Source organism: Streptomyces sp. NPDC101166 (genome assembly GCF_044768125.1).
GTDB lineage: Bacteria > Actinomycetota > Actinomycetes > Streptomycetales > Streptomycetaceae > Streptomyces.
Genome location: NZ_JBIWPF010000002.1, coordinates 41,826 through 63,163, shown reverse-complemented (window position 1 = coordinate 63,163; position 21,338 = coordinate 41,826). Strand labels below are relative to the sequence as shown.

Below are 21,338 nucleotides of genomic sequence, written 5' to 3'. Positions count from 1 at the left end.
AGGAAACGCATGCAGATCGCCATCGTCCTCTTCGACCGATTCACCGCCCTGGACGCCGTCGGCCCCTACGAGATCCTGGGACGGCTCCCCGACGCCCGTACCGTCTTCGTGGCCGAGCGGACCGGGCCCGTGCGCGCCGACACCGGCGACCTCGCCCTCACCGCCGACCGGACGCTCGCCGAGGTCACCGGCCCGGACATCGTCGTCGTGCCCGGCGGACCCGGCCAGAACGCGCAGATGGAGAACGGCGTCCTGCTGGACTGGCTGCGCACCGCGGACGCCGCCAGCGCCTGGACGACCTCGGTGTGCACCGGCTCCCTGCTGCTGGCCGCCGCCGGGTTGCTCGACGGGCGTCGAGCGACCTCGCACTGGCTCGCCCTCGACCGACTGAAGCAGTTCGGCGCCGTGCCGACGGGGGAGCGGGTGGTGACCGACGGCAAGTACGTCACGGCGGCCGGCGTCTCCGCCGGCATCGACATGGCGCTCACCCTGCTGGGCACGATCGCCGGCGACGAGCACGCCCAGACGGTGCAACTGGCCGCGGAGTACGATCCGCAGCCGCCCTACGACGCCGGGTCCCCCGAGAAGGCGCCCGCGCATCTCGTCGAGCTGCTGCGCTCCCGGAGCCGGTTCATCCTGACGTAGTCCAGGTGAAGCGCGGCTCCCTGCGGTCCAGGAAGGCGGTGACTCCCTCTGCGGTGTCGGAGGCGTTCCGGGACTGGGCGGTCCAGTGGGCGTCTCGGTCCGTGCGGCCGCCTGCGAACTCCTTCGCGGCGGCCTGGGTCAGTTGGGAGCGGGAGGCCAGGGTCCGGGTGAACTCCTCGACGCGGACGTCGAGTTCCGCGGCGGGGAGCACCTCGTCGATCAGTCCTGTGCGCAGGGCCCGTTCCGTGTCGATCAACTCGCCGGAGAAGAGCAGGTACTTGGCGGTCGCCGGTCCCACCAGGGAGACCAGGCGCCGGGTCGCGGAGGACGGGTAGACGATGCCGAGCTTCGCCGGTGTCACCCCGAACAGGGCGCCCTCCTCGGCGAACCGCAGGTCGCAGGCGGCCGCGAGCTGTGCCCCGCCGCCCACGCAGTGACCCCGCACCACCGCGAGGGTCGGCTTGGGGAACGCGGCGAGGGCCTCCTCGGCCCGTACGGCCAGTTCCTGCGCCTCGGCCGACGAGCCCCGCAGCGTGGAGATGTCGGCCCCCGCGCAGAAGGTGCCGCCCGCCCCGGTCAGCACCAGGGCCCGTACGTCCTTGCGCGCGGCCAGTTCGTCGAGCAGCGGCGGCAGCGCGCGCCACATCGCGGCCGTCATGGCGTTGCGCTTGGCCGGGTGGTGCAGGACGACGGTGGCCACCTCTTCGACGACACCGTGCAACAGTTCGGGCTCCATGCGCCGGATGCTAGCGCCCCGGCAGACGACGTTCTCCCCGGCGGGGCCTGACGCCGTCCGGTGAGGGCGGCCGCCGAGGTGTGGACCGGCCGGAGGCCCGCCGAAGCCGTACAACCCGAATAATGCGTGAAGGCGGCGCGAGGCGGACAGAAGCGGTCGTGTCGCCGGCCGTCTCGCGCCGGGGTGGTCAGGGACGCTCGATATCCGCTGACTTGTGTTCAGTCGTCAGGGGGTGCGCGCCTCGGTGCCAACACTCGACGCGTGGTGACAATCGAGCGCAAGGGTGGCGACCGGACGATGGACGACGACGGGCGCGGAAGCGGCCCACGCCCCGACGGCGACACGGGCGCGCAGGACGATCCCGCCGACGAGGACGGGCCCCGGCCACTGCCGTACGAAGGGGTCTGGCGGTTCACCGCGCCCGCCGTCGACGCCTCCGTCCCCGAGGCCCGCCACGCCGTACGGGATCTGCTGTACCGCCAGGGAGTGCCCCTCAGCGACGACCTGGTGCAGGGACTGCTGCTGATCGTCTCCGAGCTGGTGACCAACGCCGTCCGGCACGCGGCGGTGCTGTCCCCGATGCTCGGAGTGGAGGTCGCGGTGGGGGCCGAGTGGGTACGGGTCTCCGTGGAGGACGAGCACCCCTACCGTCCGACCGCCCTGGAGACCGACCACGGCCGCACCGGCGGCCGGGGGCTCCTTCTCGTCCGTGAGATCGCCAGGGAGGCCGGCGGGACGTGCGACGTCCACCACACGGCGAGCGGCGGGAAGGTGATCTGGGCCGGTCTGCCGTTCAAGGACGCCCGGATCAGGTGAGATCCGGCCCGCCCACGGCGTGCGTCACCAGCCCGCCGACGGGCCGGTCAGCTCCCTGACCGCCGGCCGGGCCGCGTCCAGCACCGTCATGAACCAGGCCGAGAACGTGTCCTTCGCGTGCCGCTCGGCCAGTTCGGCGGGCGTCACGTACGCCGTGTCGCCGACCTCCTCCGGATCCGGCCGCAGCCGCGACTGCACCAGCCCCACGAAGAGGTGGTTGTACTCCTGCTCCACCAGGCCCGACGCCGGGTCCGGGTGGTTGTAGCGCACCGTGCCCGCCTCCGCCATCAGCGACGGCGACACCCCGAGCTCCTCGAACGTGCGCCGCGCCGCCGCCGCGAACGGCGCCTCACCGGGGTAGGGGTGCCCGCAGCACGTGTTGGACCACACACCGGGGGAGTGGTACTTGCCCAGCGCCCGCTGCTGGAGCAGCAGCCGGCCCCGCTCGTCGAAGAGGAAGACCGAGAACGCCCGGTGCAGCTGCCCGGGCGGCTGGTGGGCGGCGAGCTTCTCCGCGGTGCCGATCGTCAGGCCGTCGGCGTCGACCAGTTCCAGCAAAATCGCGTCCGCGGCGCCGTTCGACGAACCGTTCGTCGTGGTGGCAGAAGTGATCGGCATACCCATCCTTAGCATCGGTCCTCGCGCCCCAGTCTGCCGTACGCGTCCGGCGCCTCCGGCACTTCGCGCGAACGCCCGCATGTCCCGCGCAGAGGTGATCTTGCCCTGGGGGGCGGGCACGGAACCGTCCTGAACGGATGTGCGGACACCCTCCCGTCGAGGCCGTCAGCGCCAGGCCGGGATCAGCGGGAGGGCCGCGTCAGCGAAGGGTCCCCGGCGGCGAGCGGCCCAGGTCAGTGGCACAGCCGCGCCTCGTGCTCCGCGTGCCCGCTCGGCTCCAGCTGGAAGGTGCAGTGCTCCACGTCGAAGTGGTCGCCGAGGCAGCCCTGGAGCTCGTGCAGCATCTTCTCGTGGCCGCTCGCGTTCAACCAGTCCGAGCGGACCACGACGTGCGCCGACAGCACCGGCATCCCCGAGGTGATCGTCCAGGCGTGCAGGTCGTGCACGTCCTCCACCCCCTCCAGCTCCAGGATGTGCGCCCGCACCTGCGCCATGTCCACGCCCTTCGGCGCCGCCTCCAGCAGGACGTCCAGCGTCTCCCGCAGCAGCTTCACGGTCCGCGGCACGATCATCACGCCGATGACGAGCGAGGCGATCGGGTCGGCGGCCTGCCAGCCCGTGGTGAGGATCACCGCCGCCGAGACCATCACCGCGACCGAGCCCAGCGTGTCCGCCGCCACCTCCAGGAACGCCCCGCGCACGTTCACGCTCTCCGCCTGGCCGCGCATCAGCAGCGTCAGCGAGATCGAGTTGGCGACCAGGCCGATCGCTCCGAACACGAGCATCAGCCCGCCCTCGGTGGCGGCCGGCGTGAGGAACCGCTCGATGGCCTCGTACAGCACATAGCCGCCCACCCCGAGGAGCAGCAGGCAGTTGGCGAGGGCGGCCAGGATCTCGGCGCGGGCGAGGCCGAAGGTACGGCTCTCGCTCGGGGGCCGGTTCGCGAAGTGGATGGCGAGCAGCGCCATGCCGAGACCGAGCGCGTCCGTCGCCATGTGCGCCGCGTCCACGATCAGGGCGAGGGAGTCCGCGAGGAGCCCGCCGACGATCTGCACCACCATCACGGTGAGCGTGATCGACAGTGCGACGCGCAGCCTCCCCCGGTACGCCGCCGCGGCGGTGCCGGTGACCGGCGCGTGCGTGTGGCCGTGGTCGTGCCCAGCCCCCATGGGGAATGCCTCCCTGCCGTGCGTCCGTGTTCGTCTGTGTCTGTCCGGGAGCACAGTCAACTACGGGTGGGGGGTATCCGGCAACGCGGCATTGAACACCGTTGTCATGTGCCCTGACCTGCGCAAACGAACCGCAGGTCAGGGCAGCCTCACCGGGTCGCGCCCTGGTGCAGCAGCCAGCCGCGCCACGCGGAACCGACCATCTCGCGGACCCCGCGCGACGCCGTCCAGCCGAGCTCCCGCCCGGCCAGCGCGGCCGAGGCGACCGCGCGCGGGGCGTCCCCCGGCCGGCGCCCCTCGACCACGGCCGGCCGCCGGTCCCCGGTGACCTCGCCGATCAGGGTCACCAGCTCCCGCACCGAGACGCCCTCGCCCCGGCCGATGTTCACCGTCAGGTCCCCGGCCGTGTCCGGCGCGGCCAGCCGCCGGGCCGCGGCGAGGTGCGCCTCCGCCAGGTCGGCCACGTGGATGTAGTCGCGCACACAGGTGCCGTCCGGCGTCGGATAGTCGTCGCCGAAGATCCGCGGGGCCTCGCCGCGCGTCAGCCGGTCGAAGACCATCGGGACGATGTTGAAGACACCGGTGTCGGCCAGCTCGGGGGTGGCCGCGCCGGCCACGTTGAAGTAGCGCAGGCAGGTCGTCGCCATGCCGTGCGCCCGGCCGGCGGCCCGCACCAGCCACTCCCCGGCGAGCTTGGTCTCGCCGTACGGGTTCACCGGGGCGCACGGGGTGTCCTCCGTGACGAGGGCCACGTCGGGGGTGCCGTAGACGGCCGCGGAGGAGGAGAAGAGGAAGCGCCGCACTCCGGCCTCGGCCGCCGCCTCCAGGAGGGCGGCCAGCGCACCCACGTTCTCCCGGTAGTAGCGGGTGGGGTGGGCCACCGACTCCGGGACCTGTTTGCGGGCCGCCAGGTGGATCACGCCGGTGACCTGGTGGTCGGCGAGAACGCGCTTGAGCAGGGCCGGGTCGGCGGTGTCGCCGGTGACGAGGGGGACGTGGGACGGGAGGCGGGCGGGGTCTCCCGAGGAGAGGTCGTCGAGGACGACGAGGGATTCGCCGGCGGCGGTCATGGTGTGTGCCACGTGGGCGCCTATGTATCCGGCTCCGCCGGTGATCAGCCAGGTCATGGCGGTCCACTCTATGGGGCGCCCTCCCCGGCCGCACGGGCCTCGTCCGCGGACGCCGAACGGGCGGCAGCCGGACGCGGTTTGTCGGGCGGGGTGTCGATCCCCCAAGATGATCTCGGTGCGTCCAGTGCGGCTGAACGGCCGGTGAGCACCGCTTTCCGGGTATCCGATAGCCTCTGCCGACATGCCGCCCGCCTGGTGCAGCCAAGGGGCGTCCCCCACCATGCACACGACCGGCGCGGGCGCGCCGGGAACCAGGGAGTGAGTTCGGTTGCCGACCGCCATCCTCACCGGTCAGCCGGTTCCGGGATCGTCGATCGAGGGCGACCTGCGGTCCCTCGGCTTCGACGTCCGGACCGCCGCCGACGCCGCCGAAGCGGAGACACTCCTCGCCGAGGTGCCCGGTGACCAGCGCGTCGCCCTGGTCGACAGCCGCTTCGTGGGCCACACGCACGCGTTGCGCCTCGGTCTGACCGACCCCCGCCACCCGCTCTCGGCGATCCCCGGCGCCGTCACCGCGCAGCCCGACGGCCGCCAGGCCCTGACCCGCGCGATGGCCCGGGAGCACTCCGCCGCCGGCGGGGCCGCCCTCGCCGTCGGCAGCCTCGCGGGCGTGGCCGATCGTGTCGTCACCGCGCTGGACGCCGACGGCGCCGCCGTCCACCGTCCCGAGCTGGGCAGTCTGGTCGCCGCCGTCCCCGCCGACCCTCAGGCCCGCAACGAGGCACGCCAGGCCGTCAGCGCCGTCGACGACGAGGCCGTACGCCTGAAGTCGGCCGTGAAGGCGGGCGACGGCTTCTTCACCACCTACTTCGTCAGCCCGTACTCGCGCTACATCGCCCGCTGGTGCGCCCGCCGGGGCCTCACCCCGAACCAGGTCACCACCGCCTCGCTGATCACCGCGCTGATCGCGGCCGGCAGCGCGGCCACCGGCACCCGGGGCGGGTTCGTGGCCGCCGGCGTGCTGCTGCTCCTGTCCTTCGTCCTCGACTGCACGGACGGCCAGCTCGCCCGCTACTCGCTGCAGTACTCCACTCTCGGCGCCTGGCTCGACGCCACCTTCGACCGGGCCAAGGAGTACGCGTTCTACGCGGGCCTCGCTCTCGGCGCGGCCCGCGGCGGCGACGACGTATGGGCCCTCGCGCTGGGCGCCATGGTGCTCCAGACCTGCCGGCACGTCGTCGACTTCGCCTTCCACGAAGCCGAACGCGACGCCACCCGCGCAGCCACCCCCGCGGCGGAGCCCGCCGCGGCCACCGCCGGCACAACCGGCACCGGCGCCCCCGCCCTCGCCGGCCGGCCGGACCGCGTCGGCTGGACCGTCTGGGCGCGCCGGATCATCGTGCTGCCCATCGGCGAACGCTGGGCCATGATCGCCGTCCTCACCGCGGTGGCCACCCCGCGCATCACGTTCTACGCGCTGCTGGCCGGCTCCGCCTTCGCCGCCCTGTACACCACGGCCGGGCGGGTGCTGCGCTCGCTGCGCCGCAGGACGGCGCTGACCGGACGGGAGGCGCGCTCGCTCGCCGCTCTCGCCGACAGCGGGCCCCTCGCCGAACTGCTCGCCCGCGGCCTGCGCGGGCGCGTCCCCGCCGTCTCCCGCCTCGCGCCGCTCAGCGCCCTCGCCGGCGCCGTGGTCCTTCTCACCGTCGCCCGGCTCCAGGGACCCGGCTGGTGGGTCGTCCCGGCGGCCGGCGTGTACGTCCTGTGCTCGGCCGTCGCCGTCGCCCGCCCCCTCACGGGCTCCCTGGACTGGCTGGTCGTCCCGGTCTTCCGCGCGGCCGAGTACGGCGCCGTCCTCCTCCTGGCCGCCAGGTCGGACGTGGACGGAGCGCTGCCTGCGGCTTTCGGGCTGGTGGCCGCCGTCGCCTACCATCACTACGACACGGTGTACCGCAACTGGGGAGACACCGGAGCGCCGCCACCGGCCTGGCTGGTGCGCGCCGCAGGGGGACACGAAGGACGGACGCTGCTCGTCACCGTCCTGGCCGCGCTGCTCACCGCCGCGCAGTTCACGGTCGCGCTCACGGCCCTCGCCGTGGCCGTGGCCCTGCTGGTGCTCACCGAGAGCATCCGCTTCTGGGTGGCCGCTCATCTGGGTGGCGTGCCCGCCGTACACGACGAAGGAGAACCCGCATGATCGGCCTCGTGCTGGCCGCCGGCGCCGGACGGCGTCTGCGTCCCTATACCGACACCCTGCCCAAGGCGTTGGTGCCGGTGGGGCCCGAGGGCGAAGCCGACGGGCCCACGGTGCTGGACCTGACGCTCGGCAACTTCGCGGAGATCGGCCTGACCGAGGTCGCCGTCATCGTGGGCTACCGCAAGGAGGCGGTGTACGAGCGACGTGCCGCGCTGGAGGCCAAGTACGGGCTGAAGATCACTCTGATCGACAACGACAAGGCGGAGGAGTGGAACAACGCCTACTCGCTGTGGTGCGGCCGGGACGCGCTGCGCGACGGCGTGATCCTCGCCAACGGTGACACCGTGCACCCGGTGTCGGTGGAGAAGACGCTGCTGGCCGCCCGCGGCGACGGCAAGAAGATCATCCTCGCCGTCGACACCGTGAAGAAGCTCGCGGACGAGGAGATGAAGGTCGTCGTCGACCCCGAGCGGGGGATGACGAAGATCACGAAGCTGATGGACCCGGCGGAGGCGAGCGGCGAGTACATCGGCGTCACGCTGATCGAGGGCGACGCGGCGGCCGAGCTGGCGGACGCGCTGCACACCGTGTGGAACGCCGACCCGCAGCAGTTCTACGAGCACGGCTACCAGGAGCTGGTCGACCGGGGCTTCCGCATCGACGTGGCCCCGATCGGCGACGTGTCGTGGGTCGAGATCGACAACCACGACGACCTCGCTCGGGGCAGGGAGATCGCGTGCCAGTACTGACGCGGTTGATTCCCTCGCCCGTCGTGGTCGACATCCGCGCGGGCGCGCTGGACGACCTGGCGGGCGTGCTGGCCGACGAGCGGATCTCCCGCTCGGGCCGGCTGGCCGTGGCGGTCAGCGGCGGTTCGGGCGCGCGGCTGCGGGAGCGGCTGGCCGACTCGATGCCGGGCGCCACGTGGTTCGAGGTCGGCGGCGGAACGCTGGACGACGCGGTGCGGCTGGCCGCCGACATGCGGGCCGGCCGGTTCGAGGCTGTCGTCGGCCTGGGCGGCGGCAAGATCATCGACTGTGCGAAGTTCGCCGCCGCGCGCGTCGGGCTGCCGCTGGTGGCGGTGCCGACCAACCTCGCGCACGACGGACTGTGCTCGCCGGTGGCGACGCTGGACAACGACGCCGGCCGCGGTTCGTACGGCGTCCCCAACCCGATCGCGGTCGTCATCGACCTGGACGTGATCGCCCAGGCGCCGGCCAAGTTCGTGCGGGCCGGGATCGGCGACGCGGTCTCCAACATCTCCGCGATCGCCGACTGGGAGCTGGCCAACCGGGTCAAGGGCGAGAAGATCGACGGACTGGCCGCGGCGATCGCCCGCCAGGCCGGGGAGGCGGTGCTGCGGCACCCGGGCGGGATCGGCGACACCGGCTTCCTCCAGGTGCTGGCCGAAGCGCTGGTCCTCAGCGGCATCGCGATGTCCGTCTCGGGCGACTCGCGGCCCTCCTCGGGCGCCTGCCACGAGATCAACCACGCCTTCGACCTGCTCTTCCCCACCCGGGCGGCGGCCCACGGCGAGCAGTGCGGTTTGGGCGCGGCCTTCGCGATGTACCTGCGCGGCGCGCACGAGGAGTCCGCCCACATGGCGCAGGTGCTGCGCCGGCACGGGCTGCCGGTGCTCGCGCAGGAGATCGGCTTCACCGTGGAGGAGTTCGTCCGCGCGGTCGAGTACGCCCCGGAGACCCGCCCCGGCCGCTACACCATCCTCGAACACCTCGCCCTGACCCCCGAACAGATCAAGGACACCTACGCCGACTATGTCAAGGCCATCGGTAGCTGAACTCAGACCGGTCGTCCACCCTCCGGGGGTGAAGGACCGGCGCAGCGGTGAGCACTGGATGGGACGCCTCTACATGCGCGAGGTGTCCCTGCGGGTCGACCGCTACCTGGTCAACACCAGGGTCACGCCCAACCAGCTCACGTACCTGATGACCGTCTTCGGCGTCCTCGCCGCCCCGGCGCTGCTGGTGCCGGGGATCTGGGGCGCCGTGCTCGGCGTGGTGTGCGTCCAGATGTACCTGCTGCTGGACTGCGTCGACGGCGAGATCGCGCGCTGGAAGAAGCAGTACTCGCTCGCCGGGGTGTACCTGGACCGGGTCGGGGCCTACCTCACCGACGCCGCCGTCCTCGTCGGCTTCGGGCTGCGCGCCGCCGACCTGTGGGGCAGCGGCCGTATCGACTGGCTGTGGGCGTTCCTCGGCACCCTGGCCGCGCTCGGCGCGATCCTGATCAAGGCCGAGACGGACCTGGTCGGCGTCGCCCGGCACCAGGGCGGGCTGCCGCCGGTCAAGGAGGCGGCGTCCGAGCCGCGCTCCTCGGGCATGGCGCTGGCCCGCAAGGCCGCCGCCGCGCTCAAGTTCCACCGGCTGATCCTGGGCATCGAGGCGTCCCTGCTGATCCTGGTCCTGGCGATCGTGGACCAGGTCCGCGGCGACTTGTTCTTCTCCCGGCTCGGCGTCGCCGTGCTGGCCGGCATCGCGCTGCTCCAGACGGTGCTGCACCTGGTGTCCATCCTCGCGTCGAGCAGGCTGAAGTGAGCGCGCCGCTGAAGGTCGGCGCGGTCGTCATCACGATGGGCAACCGCCCCGAGGAGCTGCGCGCGCTGATCGACTCGGTCGCCGGGCAGGACGGCGACCGGGTCGAGGTGGTCGTGGTCGGCAACGGCTCGCCCGTCCCGGAGGTCCCCGAGGGCGTGCGCACCGTGGAGCTGCCGGAGAACCTCGGCATCCCCGGCGGGCGCAACGTCGGCATCGAGGCCTTCGGGCCCAGCGGCCGCGACGTCGACATCCTCCTCTTCCTGGACGACGACGGACTGCTGGCCCAGCGCGACACCGCCGAGCTGTGCCGGCAGGCCTTCGCGGCCGACCCGAAGCTCGGCATCGTCAGCTTCCGCATCGCCGACCCGGAGACCGGCGTCACCCAGCGCCGCCACGTGCCCCGGCTGCGCGCCTCGGACCCGATGCGCTCCTCCCGGGTCACCACCTTCCTCGGCGGCGCCAACGCCGTGCGCACCCGGGTCTTCGCCGAAGCCGGCGTGCTCCCGGAGGCGTTCTTCTACGCGCACGAGGAAACCGACCTGGCATGGCGGGCCCTCGACGCGGGCTGGATGATCGACTACCGGTCCGACATGGTGCTGTACCACCCGACCACCGCGCCCTCGCGGCACGCGGTCTACCACCGCATGGTCGCCCGCAACCGCGTCTGGCTGGCCCGCCGCAACCTGCCCGCGCCGCTGGTCCCGGTGTACCTCGGGGTGTGGCTGCTGCTGACCCTGCTGCGCCGCCCCTCGGGGCCCGCGCTCAAGGCCTGGTTCGGCGGCTTCCGCGAGGGCTGGGCCACCCCGTGCGGGCCGCGCCGGCCGATGAAGTGGCGTACGGTGTGGCGGCTGACCCGGCTGGGCCGTCCCCCCGTCGTCTGACCAGGCCGGCCGGGCGGCCCTTCCGCCGTCCGACCAGGCCGGCTGGGCCGGCCTCCGGTCATCTGACAAGCTCCATCCGAGGGCCCCGGAGCCTGCCGCGGCCCCCCGGCTGTTGCCCGGCCCCCTTCCGGCCGGGCGCCCCGAAGACGAAAGTTTCCGACCTGTGAGTGAGACAACGCATGACGGCGGAGTCGCGGTGAGCGCGCCCCCGTCGCCCGACGAGGGCCTCACGGCGGCGCAACTGGCCGCCAAGTACGGGCTGGCCGTGAGCGGTGCGCGGCCCCGGCTGGGGGAGTACGTCCGGCAGCTGTGGGGGCGCCGGCACTTCATCCTGGCCTTCTCCCAGGCGAAGCTGACCGCCCAGTACAGCCAGGCCAAGCTGGGGCAGCTGTGGCAGGTCGCCACCCCGCTGCTCAACGCGGGCGTCTACTTCTTCATCTTCGGCGTGATCCTCAACGCCGGCAAAGGCATGCCCCGCGACGTCTACATCCCGTTCCTGGTCACCGGCGTCTTCGTCTTCACCTTCACGCAGAGCTCGGTCATGAGCGGCGTGCGCGCGATCTCCGGCAACCTCGGTCTGGTGCGCGCCCTGCACTTCCCGCGCGCCTCCCTGCCCGTCTCCTTCGCCCTCCAGCAGCTCCAGCAGCTGCTGTACTCGATGGTCGTGCTGTTCCTGGTGGCGATCGCCTTCGGCAGCTATCCGTCCGCGTCCTGGGCGCTGATCGTGCCGGTGCTCCTGCTGCAGTTCTGCTTCAACACCGGCCTGGCGCTGATCTTCGCCCGGGCCGGCGCGAGGACCCCCGACCTCGCGCAGCTCATGCCGTTCGTGATGCGGACGTGGATGTACGCGTCCGGCGTGATGTTCTCCATCCCGGTCTTCCTCGCCGACCGTCCGCAGTGGCTGTCGACCCTGCTGCAGTGGAACCCGGCCGCCGTCTACATGGACCTGATGCGCTTCGCGCTCATCGACGAGTACGGCGCCCGGTACCTGCCGGACCACGTGTGGGCGATCGCGTGCGGCTGGGCGGTGCTGTTCGCCGTGGGAGGCTTCGTGTACTTCTGGAAGGCGGAGGAGAGGTATGGCCGTGGCTGAGCGGGCTCCGGGCGAGCGGGTCCCCACCGTCATCGCCGACGACGTGCACATCGTCTACCGCGTCAACGGCGCGAAGACGGGCAAGGGCAGCGCCACCGCGGCACTGAGCCGCATCCTCAAGCGCGGTGAGGAACGCGGCGTGCGCAAGGTGCACGCCGTGCGGGGCGTCTCCTTCGTCGCGCACCGGGGCGAGGCCATCGGCCTCATCGGATCCAACGGCTCCGGCAAGTCCACGCTGCTGCGGGCCATCGCCGGGCTGCTGCCGCCCGAGCGGGGCAAGGTCTACACCGACGGCCAGCCGTCGCTGCTCGGCGTCAACGCGGCCCTGATGAACGACCTCACCGGCGAGCGCAACGTCATCCTCGGCGGCCTGGCCATGGGCATGTCCCGGGAGCAGATCAAGGAGCGCTACCAGGGCATCGTCGACTTCTCCGGCATCAACGAGAAGGGCGACTTCATCACGCTGCCGATGCGCACCTACTCCTCCGGCATGCAGGCCCGGCTGCGGTTCTCCATCGCCGCCGCGAAGGACCACGACGTCCTCATGATCGACGAGGCGCTGGCCACCGGCGACCGCAAGTTCCAGCTCCGCTCCGAGGAACGCATCCGGGAGCTGCGCAAGGAAGCCGGCACGGTGTTCCTCGTCAGCCACAGCAACAAGTCGATCAGGGACACCTGCGACCGCGTGCTCTGGCTGGAGCGCGGCGAACTGCGCCTGGACGGTCCGACCGAAGAGGTCCTCAAGGAGTACGAGAAGTTCACGGCCAAGTAGCCGCCGGTCCGTCAGGGCCCCGCGGGCACCTGCCCGGCGGGGCCCCGCGTCTGCAAAGGAAGCGTCAACTCCGGTGCGGCGCAGGATGCTTGACGCCCATCGGTGTGTTGTTGTGATCTGCGGGGCACCCCCGCGAACCGTACGGTGTTGTACAACGTAAGCTGTACCGGTCCCGAAACACGTGCAAGTGCGGCGATAAGGGGTCCTTGTCCTCACGCGGGCCGCCGTGCGGCGGCTGGGCGGCGTGTCCGAAATAGTGGGTATCGGGTTGTCGGTGTAGAACGGGAGATGTGACGGCAATGGCTACGGAAACTCCCCAGCTCAGCGCAGCACGTGCCGTTCCCGTCCGGGGCAGCCGACGGTGACGGCGCCGACCGCGTCGCGCACCGGGCACCCCGAGCGCGACACCCTCGCCAAGGCCGCGGACGAGAACTTCCCCGTGGCCCCCTTCTTCCTTCCGCGCGCCTGGCGCGACGACCTCATGGCCGTCTACGGCTTCGCCCGTCTCGTCGACGACATCGGCGACGGCGATCTGGCCCCGGGCGGCGCCGACGCCCGCCTGCTCGGCGTCACCGACACGGACGCCGACGACCGGCTGGTCCTGCTGGACGCCTTCGAGGCCGACCTGCGCCGCGTCTTCGACGGCGCCCCGCGCCATCCGCTGCTGCGCCGCCTCCAGCCCGTCGTCCGCCGCCGGCGCCTCACCCCCGAGCCCTTCCTCGGCCTGATCGCCGCCAACCGCCGCGACCAGCTCGTCACGCGCTACGAGACCTACGACGACCTCCTCGCCTACTGCGAGCTGTCGGCCAACCCCGTGGGCCGGCTCGTCCTCGCCGTCACCGGCACCGCGACCCCCGAGCGGATCCGCAGCTCCGACGCGATCTGCACCGCGCTGCAGATCGTCGAGCACCTCCAGGACGTGGCCGAGGACCTCGACCGCGGCCGCGTCTATCTGCCCGCCGCCGACATGAAGCGCTTCCACGTCCAGGAGGCCGACCTCGCCGCGCCCACCGCCGGCGCGTCGCTGCGCGCCCTGATCGCCTTCGAGGCCCAGCGCGCCCACGACCTCCTCGCCGACGGCACCCCGCTGGTGCACAGCGTCCACGGCAGGCTCAGGCTGCTGCTCGCCGGGTTCGTGGCCGGGGGAAGGGCGGCGCTCCACGCGATCGCCGCCGCCCACTACGACGTCCTTCCCGGCCCGCCCCGCCCCGGCCGACTCCGGCTGCTGCGCGAGACGGGCGCGACCCTGCGAGGAGAGGGGTGAGCCAGGCCGTGGACTCCGCGCCACACGCGTCCGCACCGGTACTCGCCGCCTACGGCTACTGCGAGGCCGTCACCGGGCAGCAGGCCCGCAACTTCGCCTACGGCATCCGGCTGCTGCCCACGCCGAAGCGGCGCGCGATGTCGGCGCTGTACGCGTTCTCCCGCCGGGTCGACGACATCGGCGACGGACCGCTCGACGACGACGTCAAGGCCACCCGGCTGGAGGACACCCGCGCGCTGCTCACCCGTGTCCGCGAGGGCGAGGTGGAGGAGGACGACACCGATCCCGTGGCGGTCGCCCTGGCGCACGCCGCGCGGGTCTTCCCGATCCCGCTCGGCGGCCTGGACGAGCTGATCGACGGCGTCCTGATGGACGTCCGCGGCGAGACCTACGAGACCTGGGACGACCTCAAGACGTACTGCCGGTGCGTCGCGGGCGCCATCGGACGCCTCTCGCTCGGCGTGTTCGGGACCGAACCGGGGGCACGGGGCGCCGAACGCGCGCCGGAGTACGCCGACACCCTCGGGCTCGCCCTCCAGCTCACCAACATCCTCAGGGACGTGCGCGAGGACGCCGCGGGCGGCCGGACCTACCTGCCCTCCGACGACCTCGCCAAGTTCGGGTGCTCGGCCGGGTTCGACGGGCCGACGCCGCCGGAGGGCTCCGACTTCGCGGGCCTCGTGCACTTCGAAGTGCGGCGCGCCCGCGCCCTCTTCGCCGAGGGCTACCGTCTGCTGCCCCTGCTCGACCGGCGCAGCGGGGCCTGCGTCGCGGCGATGGCCGGCATCTACCGCCGCCTGCTGGACCGCATCGAGCGCGACCCCGAGGCGGTGCTGCGCGGCCGGGTCTCGCTGCCCGGCCGCGAGAAGGCGTACGTCGCGGTGCGCGGACTGTCCGGTCTGGACGCCCGCCATGTGTCCCGGCTGACCGTCAGGAGGCCGCTGTGACCGGCGGCGCGCCGAGCCGGAGCGAGGCGACCGGGACGCGGCGGCGCGCAACCCTCCGGCGCGCCCCGGCGTCCCTGACTGCGACGGCCCGCCGCAGGCGGCGGACCTGCCACGGCGGACGTGCGGGGGAGGGTGCACGATGAGCGACGATCCGCTGCGCCGTCCCGGCCCGGACGCGCCGCACGAGGCGGTCGTGGTCGGCGGCGGGCTCGCAGGGGTGACCGCCGCGCTCGCGCTCGCCGACGCCGGCGTCCGCGTCACCCTGCTCGAAGGCCGGCCCCGGCTGGGCGGCCTCGCCTTCTCCTTCCGGCGCGGCGAACTCACCGTCGACAACGGCCAGCACGTGTACCTGCGCTGCTGCACCGCCTACCGCTGGTTCCTCGACCGCATCGGCGCGGCGGCGCTCGCGCCCCTGCAGGAACGTCTCGACGTGCCCGTTCTCGACCTGGCGAGGCCCGAAGGACGACGGCTGGGCAGGCTGCGCCGGGACGCCCTGCCCGTCCCCCTCCACCTGGGCCGCGGCCTGGCCGCCTACCCGCACCTCTCGCTCGCCGAACGCGCCCGGGTCGGCCGGGCCGCGCTCGCCCTCAAGCGGCTCGACCTCGCCGATCCCGCCCTGGACGACCAGGACTTCGGCGGCTGGCTCGCCGCGCACGGCCAGTCCCCGCGCGCCGTCGAGGCCCTGTGGGACCTGGTCGGCGTCGCCACCCTCAACGCGGTCGCCGACGACGCCTCACTCCAGCTCGCCGCGATGGTCTTCAAGACCGGCCTGCTGTCCGAACCGGGCGCCGCCGACATCGGCTGGGCGCGCGTCCCGCTGGGCGACCTGCACGACATGCTGGCCCGCGAGGCGCTCGCCGCGGCCGGCGTGCGCACCGAGGTCCGCGCCCGCGTCACCTCCGTGGCCCCGGCCGGGCAGGGCGGCTGGACCGTGCGGACGGCCGGCGGCACGCTGAGCGCCGACGCCGTCGTCCTCGCCGTACCGCAGCGCGAGACCTACGACCTGCTGCCGGCCGGGGCGCTCGACGCCCCCGAGCGGCTCCTCGACATCGGTGTCGCGCCGATCCTCAACGTGCACGTCGTCTACGACCGCGAGGTCCTCGCCGCGCCGTTCCTCGCCGCGCTCGGCACGCCCGTGCAGTGGGTCTTCGACCGCACCGACGCCTCCGGCCTGCGCCAGGGGCAGTACCTCGCGTTGTCGCAGTCGGCCGCCCAGGACGAGATCGACGAGCCCGTCGCCGCCTTGCGCGAGCGCTATCTGCCCGAGCTGGAGCGGCTGCTGCCCCGTGCCCGCGGCGCACGCGTGAACGACTTCTTCGTGACCAGGGAGCGCACGGCCACGTTCGCTCCCGCCCCCGGCGTCGGGCGTCTGCGGCCCGGCGCCCGCACCAAGGCGTCCGGCCTGTACCTGGCCGGAGCGTGGACCGCCACAGGGTGGCCCGCGACCATGGAGAGTGCGGTCCGCAGCGGCGTCGGCGCGGCGGACGCCGCCCTCGGCGCCCTCGGCCGGTCCCGCCCCCGCCACCTCTTCGCCATCGAGGAGGCCGCATGACGCTCGAACGAGATCAGCACGGCTCGGCACATTCCCGCACCCCCTCCGGCACCGTGACAAGAGGAGAATCAGTGCCCCCTGTGCCCACGGCCACGACGGCCGCTCGTAAGACCGCGGTGGACGTGGCCGCGCTCCTCGAGCGCGGCCGGACCCTGGCGACACCGGTGCTGCGGGCGGCCGTCGACCGTCTGGCGCCCCCCATGGACACCGTCGCCGCCTATCACTTCGGCTGGATCGACGCCCAGGGCAACCCGACCGACGGCGACGGCGGCAAGGCCGTGCGTCCGGCGCTCGCGGTGCTCTCCGCGGAGGTCGCCGGAGCCCGGCCCGAGGTGGGCGTCCCCGGCGCCGTCGCCGTGGAGCTGGTCCACAACTTCTCACTCCTGCACGACGATCTGATGGACGGCGACGAGCAGCGCCGGCACCGCGACACCGTCTGGAAGGTGCACGGCCCCGCCCAGGCCATCCTGGTCGGCGACGCCCTGTTCGCCCTCGCCGGCGAGGTCCTGCTGGAGCTCGGCACGGCCGAGGCCGCACGGGCCACCCGGCGGCTGACCACCGCCACCCGGGCCCTGATCGACGGTCAGGCGCAGGACATCTCCTACGAGCACCGCGACCGCGTGAGCGTCGAGGAGTGCCTGGAGATGGAGGGCAACAAGACCGGCGCGCTGCTGGCCTGCGCCAGCTCCGTCGGCGCCGTGCTCGGCGGCGCCGACGACCCCACCGCCGACGCCCTGGAGCGGTACGGCTACCACCTCGGGCTCGCCTTCCAGGCCGTCGACGACCTCCTCGGTATCTGGGGCGACCCGGTCTCCACCGGCAAGCAGACCTGGAGCGACCTGCGCCAGCGCAAGAAGTCCCTGCCGGTCGTGGCGGCGCTCGCGGCGGGCGGCCCCGCCTCCGAGCGGCTCGGCGAGATGCTCGCCGCCGACGCCAAGAGCAGCGACTTCGAGAACTTCTCCGAGGAGGAGTTCGCGGCCCGCGCCGCCCTCATCGAGGAGGCCGGCGGACGCGCGTGGACCGCCGAGGAGGCCCGCCGCCAGCACACCGTCGCCCTCGACGCGCTGAACGCCGTCGACATGCCCGAGCAGGTGCGGGACCGGTTCACGGCGCTCGCCGACTTCGTCGTCGTGCGCAAGAGATGATCCCCATCGGTCGAATAGCCCTCGCGTAGTCGCCGGCCGGTGTCGAGGGAAGAGACGCACCGGCCGACGGCGGACCCACAGCAGACGCAACGCCATGCACACTGCACGAAGGGGAAGCCATGACAGCGACGACCGACCCGAGCCCCGGGGCCCTGCCGCCCCGGGCCGCGGCGGCCAGCGACACCGACAGCGACACCCCCGAGGCGGCCGGGACACAAGAGACCGCCGAGCGCGCGATGCGGCGTGCGAGAGACTTCCTGCTCGCCCGACAGGACGCCGAGGGCTGGTGGAAGGGCGACCTCGAGACCAACGTCAGCATGGACGCCGAGGACCTGCTGCTCCGTCAGTTCCTGGGCATCCGCGACGAGTCGACGACCCGGGCCGCCGCCCTCTTCATCCGCGGCGAGCAACGCGAGGACGGGACGTGGGCCACCTTCCACGGCGGCCCCGGCGAACTCTCGGCCACCGTCGAGGCCTACGTCGCCCTGCGCCTGGCCGGGGACCCGCCCGACGCGCCCCACATGGCGAGAGCCTCCGCCTGGATCCGCGAGCGCGGCGGCATCGCCGCAGCCCGCGTCTTCACCCGGATCTGGCTCGCCCTGTTCGGCTGGTGGAAGTGGGAGGACCTGCCCGAACTCCCGCCGGAACTCCTCTACTTCCCCAAGTGGTTCCCGCTCAGCATCTACAACTTCGGCTGCTGGGCACGGCAGACCATCGTCCCGCTCACCGTCGTCTCGGCCAAGCGCCCGGTGCGTCCGGCGCCCTTCCCGCTCGACGAGCTGCACACCGACCCCGCCCGGCCCAACCCGCCCAGGCCGCCGGCGCCGCTGCACACCTGGGACGGCCTCTTCCAGCGCCTCGACAAGGTGGTGCGCGCCTACCGCACGGTCGCGGTGCGCCGGCTGCGCCGCGCCGCCCTGAACTCCGCCGCGCGCTGGATCATCGAACGGCAGGAGAACGACGGCTGCTGGGGCGGCATCCAGCCGCCCGCCGTGTACTCCGTGATCGCCCTGCACCTGCTCGGCTACGACCTCCAGCACCCGGTGATGCGGGCGGGCCTCGAATCCCTCGACCGGTACGCGGTCCGGCGCGAGGACGGCGCCCGGATGATCGAGGCCTGCCAGTCGCCCGTGTGGGACACCTGCCTGGCCACGATCGCGCTGGCCGACGCGGGGGTGCCCGCCGATCACCCCCAACTGGTCAAGGCGGCCGACTGGATGCTCGGCGAGCAGATCGTGCGGCCCGGCGACTGGTCCGTACGCAGGCCCCAACTCCCACCCGGAGGGTGGGCGTTCGAGTTCCACAACGACAACTATCCCGACATGGACGACACCGCCGAGGTGGTCCTCGCGCTGCGCCGCGTCCGCCACCACGACCCCGAGCGGCTGGAGAAGGCCGTCGAGCGCGGAGTGCGCTGGAACCTCGGGATGCAGTCGCGCAACGGTGGATGGGGCGCCTTCGACGTCGACAACACCAGCCCCTTCCCCAACCGGCTGCCCTTCTGCGACTTCGGTGAGGTCATCGACCCGCCCTCGGCCGACGTCACCGCGCATGTCGTGGAGATGCTGGCCGTCGAGGGACTCGCCGGCGACCCGCGCACCCGGCGCGGCATCGACTGGCTGCTCGCCGAACAGGAGCCGGACGGCTCGTGGTTCGGGCGCTGGGGCGTCAACTACCTCTACGGCACCGGCTCGGTGGTGCCCGCGCTGACCGCCGCCGGGATGCCCGCCCAGCACCCGGCGATCCGGCGGGCGGTGGCCTGGCTGGAGCGGGTGCAGAACGACGACGGGGGCTGGGGCGAGGACCTGCGCTCCTACGAGGACCCGGCCCGCTGGAGCGGCCGGGGGGCTTCCACGGCCTCCCAGAGCGCCTGGGCGCTGATGGCGCTGCTGGCGGCGGGGGAGCGCGAGTCCGAGGCCGTCCGGCGGGGCGTGGACTGGCTCGCCGCGACCCAGCGGGAGGACGGCTCCTGGGACGAGCCGCAGTTCACCGGTACCGGCTTCCCCTGGGACTTCTCCATCAACTACCACCTCTACCGGCAGGTGTTCCCGCTGACCGCGCTCGGCCGGTACGTCCACGGCGAGCCGTTCGCCGGGACGACGGCCCGGGCGGCCGCCGAGGACACGGCCGGCGCGGTGGCCGCGAAGGGCGAGGGACGCTGATGAACGCACGGCCCGCCTCCGCCCCGCTGCTGATCGCCTGCGCCCTCGGCATCGAGCGCCTCGCCCTGCGCATGGGCGACCGCGGCGGGGCCGGCGGGCCGGTCACCGTCCTGCGCACCGGGATGGGACCGAAGGCGGCCGAACGCTCCGTCACCCGGGCCCTCTCGGGCCCGCCGCTGGGCGGGGCGGCGGTCGTCGCCACCGGCTTCTGCGCCGGACTCGCCCCCGGAATGCACCCCGGCGACCTGGTCGTCGCCGAGGAGACCCGCGACCCGCGCGGCACCGTGGAGTGCGTGGGGACCGAACTGCTCGTCAAGGAACTCACCCGCACCCTGCCCGGCCGCACCGTCCACACCGGCCCGCTGACCGGCTCCGACCACGTGGTGCGCGGCCCGGAGCGCTCCGACCTGCGCGCCGCCGGGGCGATCGCGGCCGACATGGAGTCCGCGGCCACGCTCCTGAGCGCCGTCCGCGCTTCGATGCGCCCGGTTGCGGCCGTCCGGGTGGTCGTGGACGCTCCTGAACATGAACTCGTCCGGATCGGCACGGTGCGCGGTGGAATATCGGCTTTCCGCGTCCTTCGCTCCGTCCTGCCTGCATTCTTCGAATGGCACCGAAACGTGCTGCTCCCCCGGAGGTGAGCCAGATGGCCATGCCGCTGCGCCAGTCCATCAAGGTCGCTACATACTTGGCTGAACAAAAGCTCCGCAAGCGTGACAAGTTCCCGCTCATCGTCGAGCTGGAGCCCCTCTTCGCCTGCAACCTCAAGTGCGAGGGTTGCGGAAAGATCCAGCATCCGGCGGGCGTGCTCAAGCAGCGCATGCCGGTCGCCCAGGCCGTGGGAGCGGTGCTCGAGTCCGGCGCCCCGATGGTCTCCATCGCGGGCGGCGAACCGCTGATGCACCCTCACATCGACGAGATCGTCCGGCAGTTGGTGGCGAGACGGAAGTACGTCTTCCTGTGCACCAACGCGATGCTGCTGCGCAAGAAGATGGACCGCTTCACCCCGTCCCCCTACTTCGCGTTCGCCGTGCACATCGACGGACTGCGCGAACGGCACGACGAGTCCGTGGCGAAGGAGGGCGTCTTCGACGAGGCTGTGGCGGCGATCAAGGAGGCCAAGCGGCGCGGCTTCCGGGTCACCACCAACTCCACCTTCTTCAACACCGACACCCCGCAGACCATCGTCGAGGTGCTCAACTTCCTCAACGACGACCTCAAGGTCGACGAGATGATGATCTCGCCCGCCTACGCCTACGAGAAGGCCCCCGACCAGGAGCACTTCCTCGGCGTGGAACAGACCCGCGAACTGTTCAGGAAAGCCTTCGCGGGCGGCAACCGCCGCCGCTGGCGGCTCAACCACTCACCGCTCTTCCTGGACTTCCTCGAAGGCCGGGTCGACTTCCCCTGCACCGCCTGGGCGATCCCCAACTACTCCCTGTTCGGCTGGCAGAAACCCTGCTACCTCATGAGCGACGGATACGTGCCCACGTACCGCGAGCTCATCGAGGACACCGACTGGGACCGCTACGGCCGCGGCAAGGACCCGCGCTGCGCCAACTGCATGGCGCACTGCGGCTACGAGCCCACCGCCGTCCTCGCCACCATGGGCTCGCTGAAGGAGTCGCTGCGCGCGATGCGCGAGACCGTCTCCGGGAACCGGGAGTGAGGGCGACCCGGCCGGCGCCGTGAGAGCAGCCGTACGCAACGAGAGGG

21 protein-coding genes are annotated in these 21,338 nt (G+C 72.8%); 17 read left to right on the top strand and 4 right to left on the bottom strand.

Going from position 1 to position 21,338, the window contains the following annotated elements; translation table 11 throughout:
* Positions 1–9 precede the first annotated feature (9 nt).
* Positions 10–645 (top strand): DJ-1/PfpI family protein, encoded by a 636-nt coding sequence (locus ACIRS4_RS04645; RefSeq protein ID WP_404189975.1) that lies wholly within the window; start codon positions 10–12, stop codon positions 643–645.
* Here ACIRS4_RS04645 and ACIRS4_RS04640 read toward each other — a convergent pair.
* A complete protein-coding gene (locus ACIRS4_RS04640; RefSeq protein WP_404189972.1) occupies positions 632–1,381 on the bottom strand; it encodes an enoyl-CoA hydratase/isomerase family protein in 750 nt (249 codons plus the stop codon). The two genes, ACIRS4_RS04645 and ACIRS4_RS04640, sit on opposite strands and share 14 nt — an antisense overlap.
* A 297-nt stretch (positions 1,382–1,678) precedes the next feature.
* On the opposite strand from ACIRS4_RS04640, the gene ACIRS4_RS04635 reads away from it, so the two are divergent.
* A complete protein-coding gene (locus tag ACIRS4_RS04635; RefSeq protein ID WP_404191013.1) occupies positions 1,679–2,197 on the top strand; it encodes an ATP-binding protein in 519 nt (172 codons plus the stop codon).
* 24 nt (positions 2,198–2,221) lie between these two features.
* Here ACIRS4_RS04635 and idi read toward each other — a convergent pair whose 3' ends face one another.
* The 3 genes from idi to galE form a co-directional block, all read right to left on the bottom strand.
* A complete protein-coding gene (gene idi / locus ACIRS4_RS04630) occupies positions 2,222–2,815 on the bottom strand; it encodes an isopentenyl-diphosphate Delta-isomerase (RefSeq protein WP_351097131.1) in 594 nt (197 codons plus the stop codon).
* Between the two features lie 233 nt (positions 2,816–3,048).
* Positions 3,049–3,984: a cation diffusion facilitator family transporter gene (locus ACIRS4_RS04625; protein ID WP_404189970.1), complete on the bottom strand. Its 936-nt coding sequence runs from the start codon at positions 3,982–3,984 to the stop codon at positions 3,049–3,051.
* A gap of 149 nt (positions 3,985–4,133) precedes the next feature.
* A complete protein-coding gene (gene galE / locus ACIRS4_RS04620; protein ID WP_404189968.1) occupies positions 4,134–5,111 on the bottom strand; it encodes a UDP-glucose 4-epimerase GalE in 978 nt (325 codons plus the stop codon).
* Between the two features lie 271 nt (positions 5,112–5,382).
* Here galE and ACIRS4_RS04615 point away from each other — a divergent pair, with 271 nt between their 5' ends.
* From ACIRS4_RS04615 to hpnH, 15 genes are all read left to right on the top strand, one after another.
* Entirely contained in the window at positions 5,383–7,251 is a 1,869-nt protein-coding gene (locus ACIRS4_RS04615; protein WP_404189965.1) for a DUF5941 domain-containing protein, read from the top strand.
* Positions 7,248–8,000: a sugar phosphate nucleotidyltransferase gene (locus ACIRS4_RS04610; RefSeq protein WP_404189962.1), complete on the top strand. Its 753-nt coding sequence runs from the start codon at positions 7,248–7,250 to the stop codon at positions 7,998–8,000. Before ACIRS4_RS04615 ends, ACIRS4_RS04610 begins: the two co-directional genes overlap by 4 nt.
* On the top strand, positions 7,988–9,049 hold the full coding sequence (locus tag ACIRS4_RS04605; RefSeq protein ID WP_404189959.1) for an iron-containing alcohol dehydrogenase family protein: 1,062 nt from the start codon (positions 7,988–7,990) through the stop codon (positions 9,047–9,049). Before ACIRS4_RS04610 ends, ACIRS4_RS04605 begins: the two co-directional genes overlap by 13 nt.
* A complete protein-coding gene (locus ACIRS4_RS04600) occupies positions 9,027–9,806 on the top strand; it encodes a CDP-alcohol phosphatidyltransferase family protein (RefSeq protein ID WP_404189957.1) in 780 nt (259 codons plus the stop codon). Before ACIRS4_RS04605 ends, ACIRS4_RS04600 begins: the two co-directional genes overlap by 23 nt.
* The gene (locus tag ACIRS4_RS04595) at positions 9,803–10,687 is read left to right on the top strand and encodes a glycosyltransferase family 2 protein (protein WP_404189954.1); all 885 of its coding nucleotides are present in this window, start codon (positions 9,803–9,805) and stop codon (positions 10,685–10,687) included. Before ACIRS4_RS04600 ends, ACIRS4_RS04595 begins: the two co-directional genes overlap by 4 nt.
* A 163-nt stretch (positions 10,688–10,850) precedes the next feature.
* Positions 10,851–11,780 carry an ABC transporter permease gene (locus ACIRS4_RS04590; protein ID WP_404189951.1) on the top strand — a complete coding sequence of 310 codons (930 nt, stop codon included), beginning with the start codon at positions 10,851–10,853 and terminating at the stop codon, positions 11,778–11,780.
* Positions 11,767–12,552, top strand: coding sequence for an ABC transporter ATP-binding protein (locus tag ACIRS4_RS04585; RefSeq protein WP_403804301.1), 786 nt, complete (start codon positions 11,767–11,769; stop codon positions 12,550–12,552). The genes ACIRS4_RS04590 and ACIRS4_RS04585 overlap by 14 nt, the downstream gene beginning before the upstream one ends.
* Positions 12,553–12,913: 361 nt before the next feature.
* Positions 12,914–13,816 carry a squalene synthase HpnC gene (gene hpnC, locus ACIRS4_RS04580; RefSeq protein WP_404189948.1) on the top strand — a complete coding sequence of 301 codons (903 nt, stop codon included), beginning with the start codon at positions 12,914–12,916 and terminating at the stop codon, positions 13,814–13,816.
* Entirely contained in the window at positions 13,813–14,763 is a 951-nt protein-coding gene (hpnD, locus tag ACIRS4_RS04575; RefSeq protein WP_404189946.1) for a presqualene diphosphate synthase HpnD, read from the top strand. The genes hpnC and hpnD overlap by 4 nt, the downstream gene beginning before the upstream one ends.
* Positions 14,760–14,906: a DUF6380 family protein gene (locus ACIRS4_RS04570; protein WP_404189943.1), complete on the top strand. Its 147-nt coding sequence runs from the start codon at positions 14,760–14,762 to the stop codon at positions 14,904–14,906. The genes hpnD and ACIRS4_RS04570 overlap by 4 nt, the downstream gene beginning before the upstream one ends.
* On the top strand, positions 14,903–16,315 hold the full coding sequence (hpnE, locus tag ACIRS4_RS04565) for a hydroxysqualene dehydroxylase HpnE (RefSeq protein WP_404189941.1): 1,413 nt from the start codon (positions 14,903–14,905) through the stop codon (positions 16,313–16,315). Before ACIRS4_RS04570 ends, hpnE begins: the two co-directional genes overlap by 4 nt.
* A gap of 80 nt (positions 16,316–16,395) precedes the next feature.
* Positions 16,396–17,460 carry a polyprenyl synthetase family protein gene (locus ACIRS4_RS04560; protein WP_404191010.1) on the top strand — a complete coding sequence of 355 codons (1,065 nt, stop codon included), beginning with the start codon at positions 16,396–16,398 and terminating at the stop codon, positions 17,458–17,460.
* A 119-nt stretch (positions 17,461–17,579) separates the two neighbouring features.
* Positions 17,580–19,622 carry a squalene--hopene cyclase gene (gene shc, locus ACIRS4_RS04555; protein WP_404189938.1) on the top strand — a complete coding sequence of 681 codons (2,043 nt, stop codon included), beginning with the start codon at positions 17,580–17,582 and terminating at the stop codon, positions 19,620–19,622.
* A complete protein-coding gene (locus ACIRS4_RS04550; protein ID WP_404189935.1) occupies positions 19,622–20,263 on the top strand; it encodes a 1-hydroxy-2-methyl-2-butenyl 4-diphosphate reductase in 642 nt (213 codons plus the stop codon). The genes shc and ACIRS4_RS04550 overlap by 1 nt, the downstream gene beginning before the upstream one ends.
* A gap of 5 nt (positions 20,264–20,268) precedes the next feature.
* Positions 20,269–21,291 (top strand): adenosyl-hopene transferase HpnH, encoded by a 1,023-nt coding sequence (gene hpnH / locus ACIRS4_RS04545; protein WP_404189932.1) that lies wholly within the window; start codon positions 20,269–20,271, stop codon positions 21,289–21,291.
* Positions 21,292–21,338 lie beyond the last annotated feature (47 nt).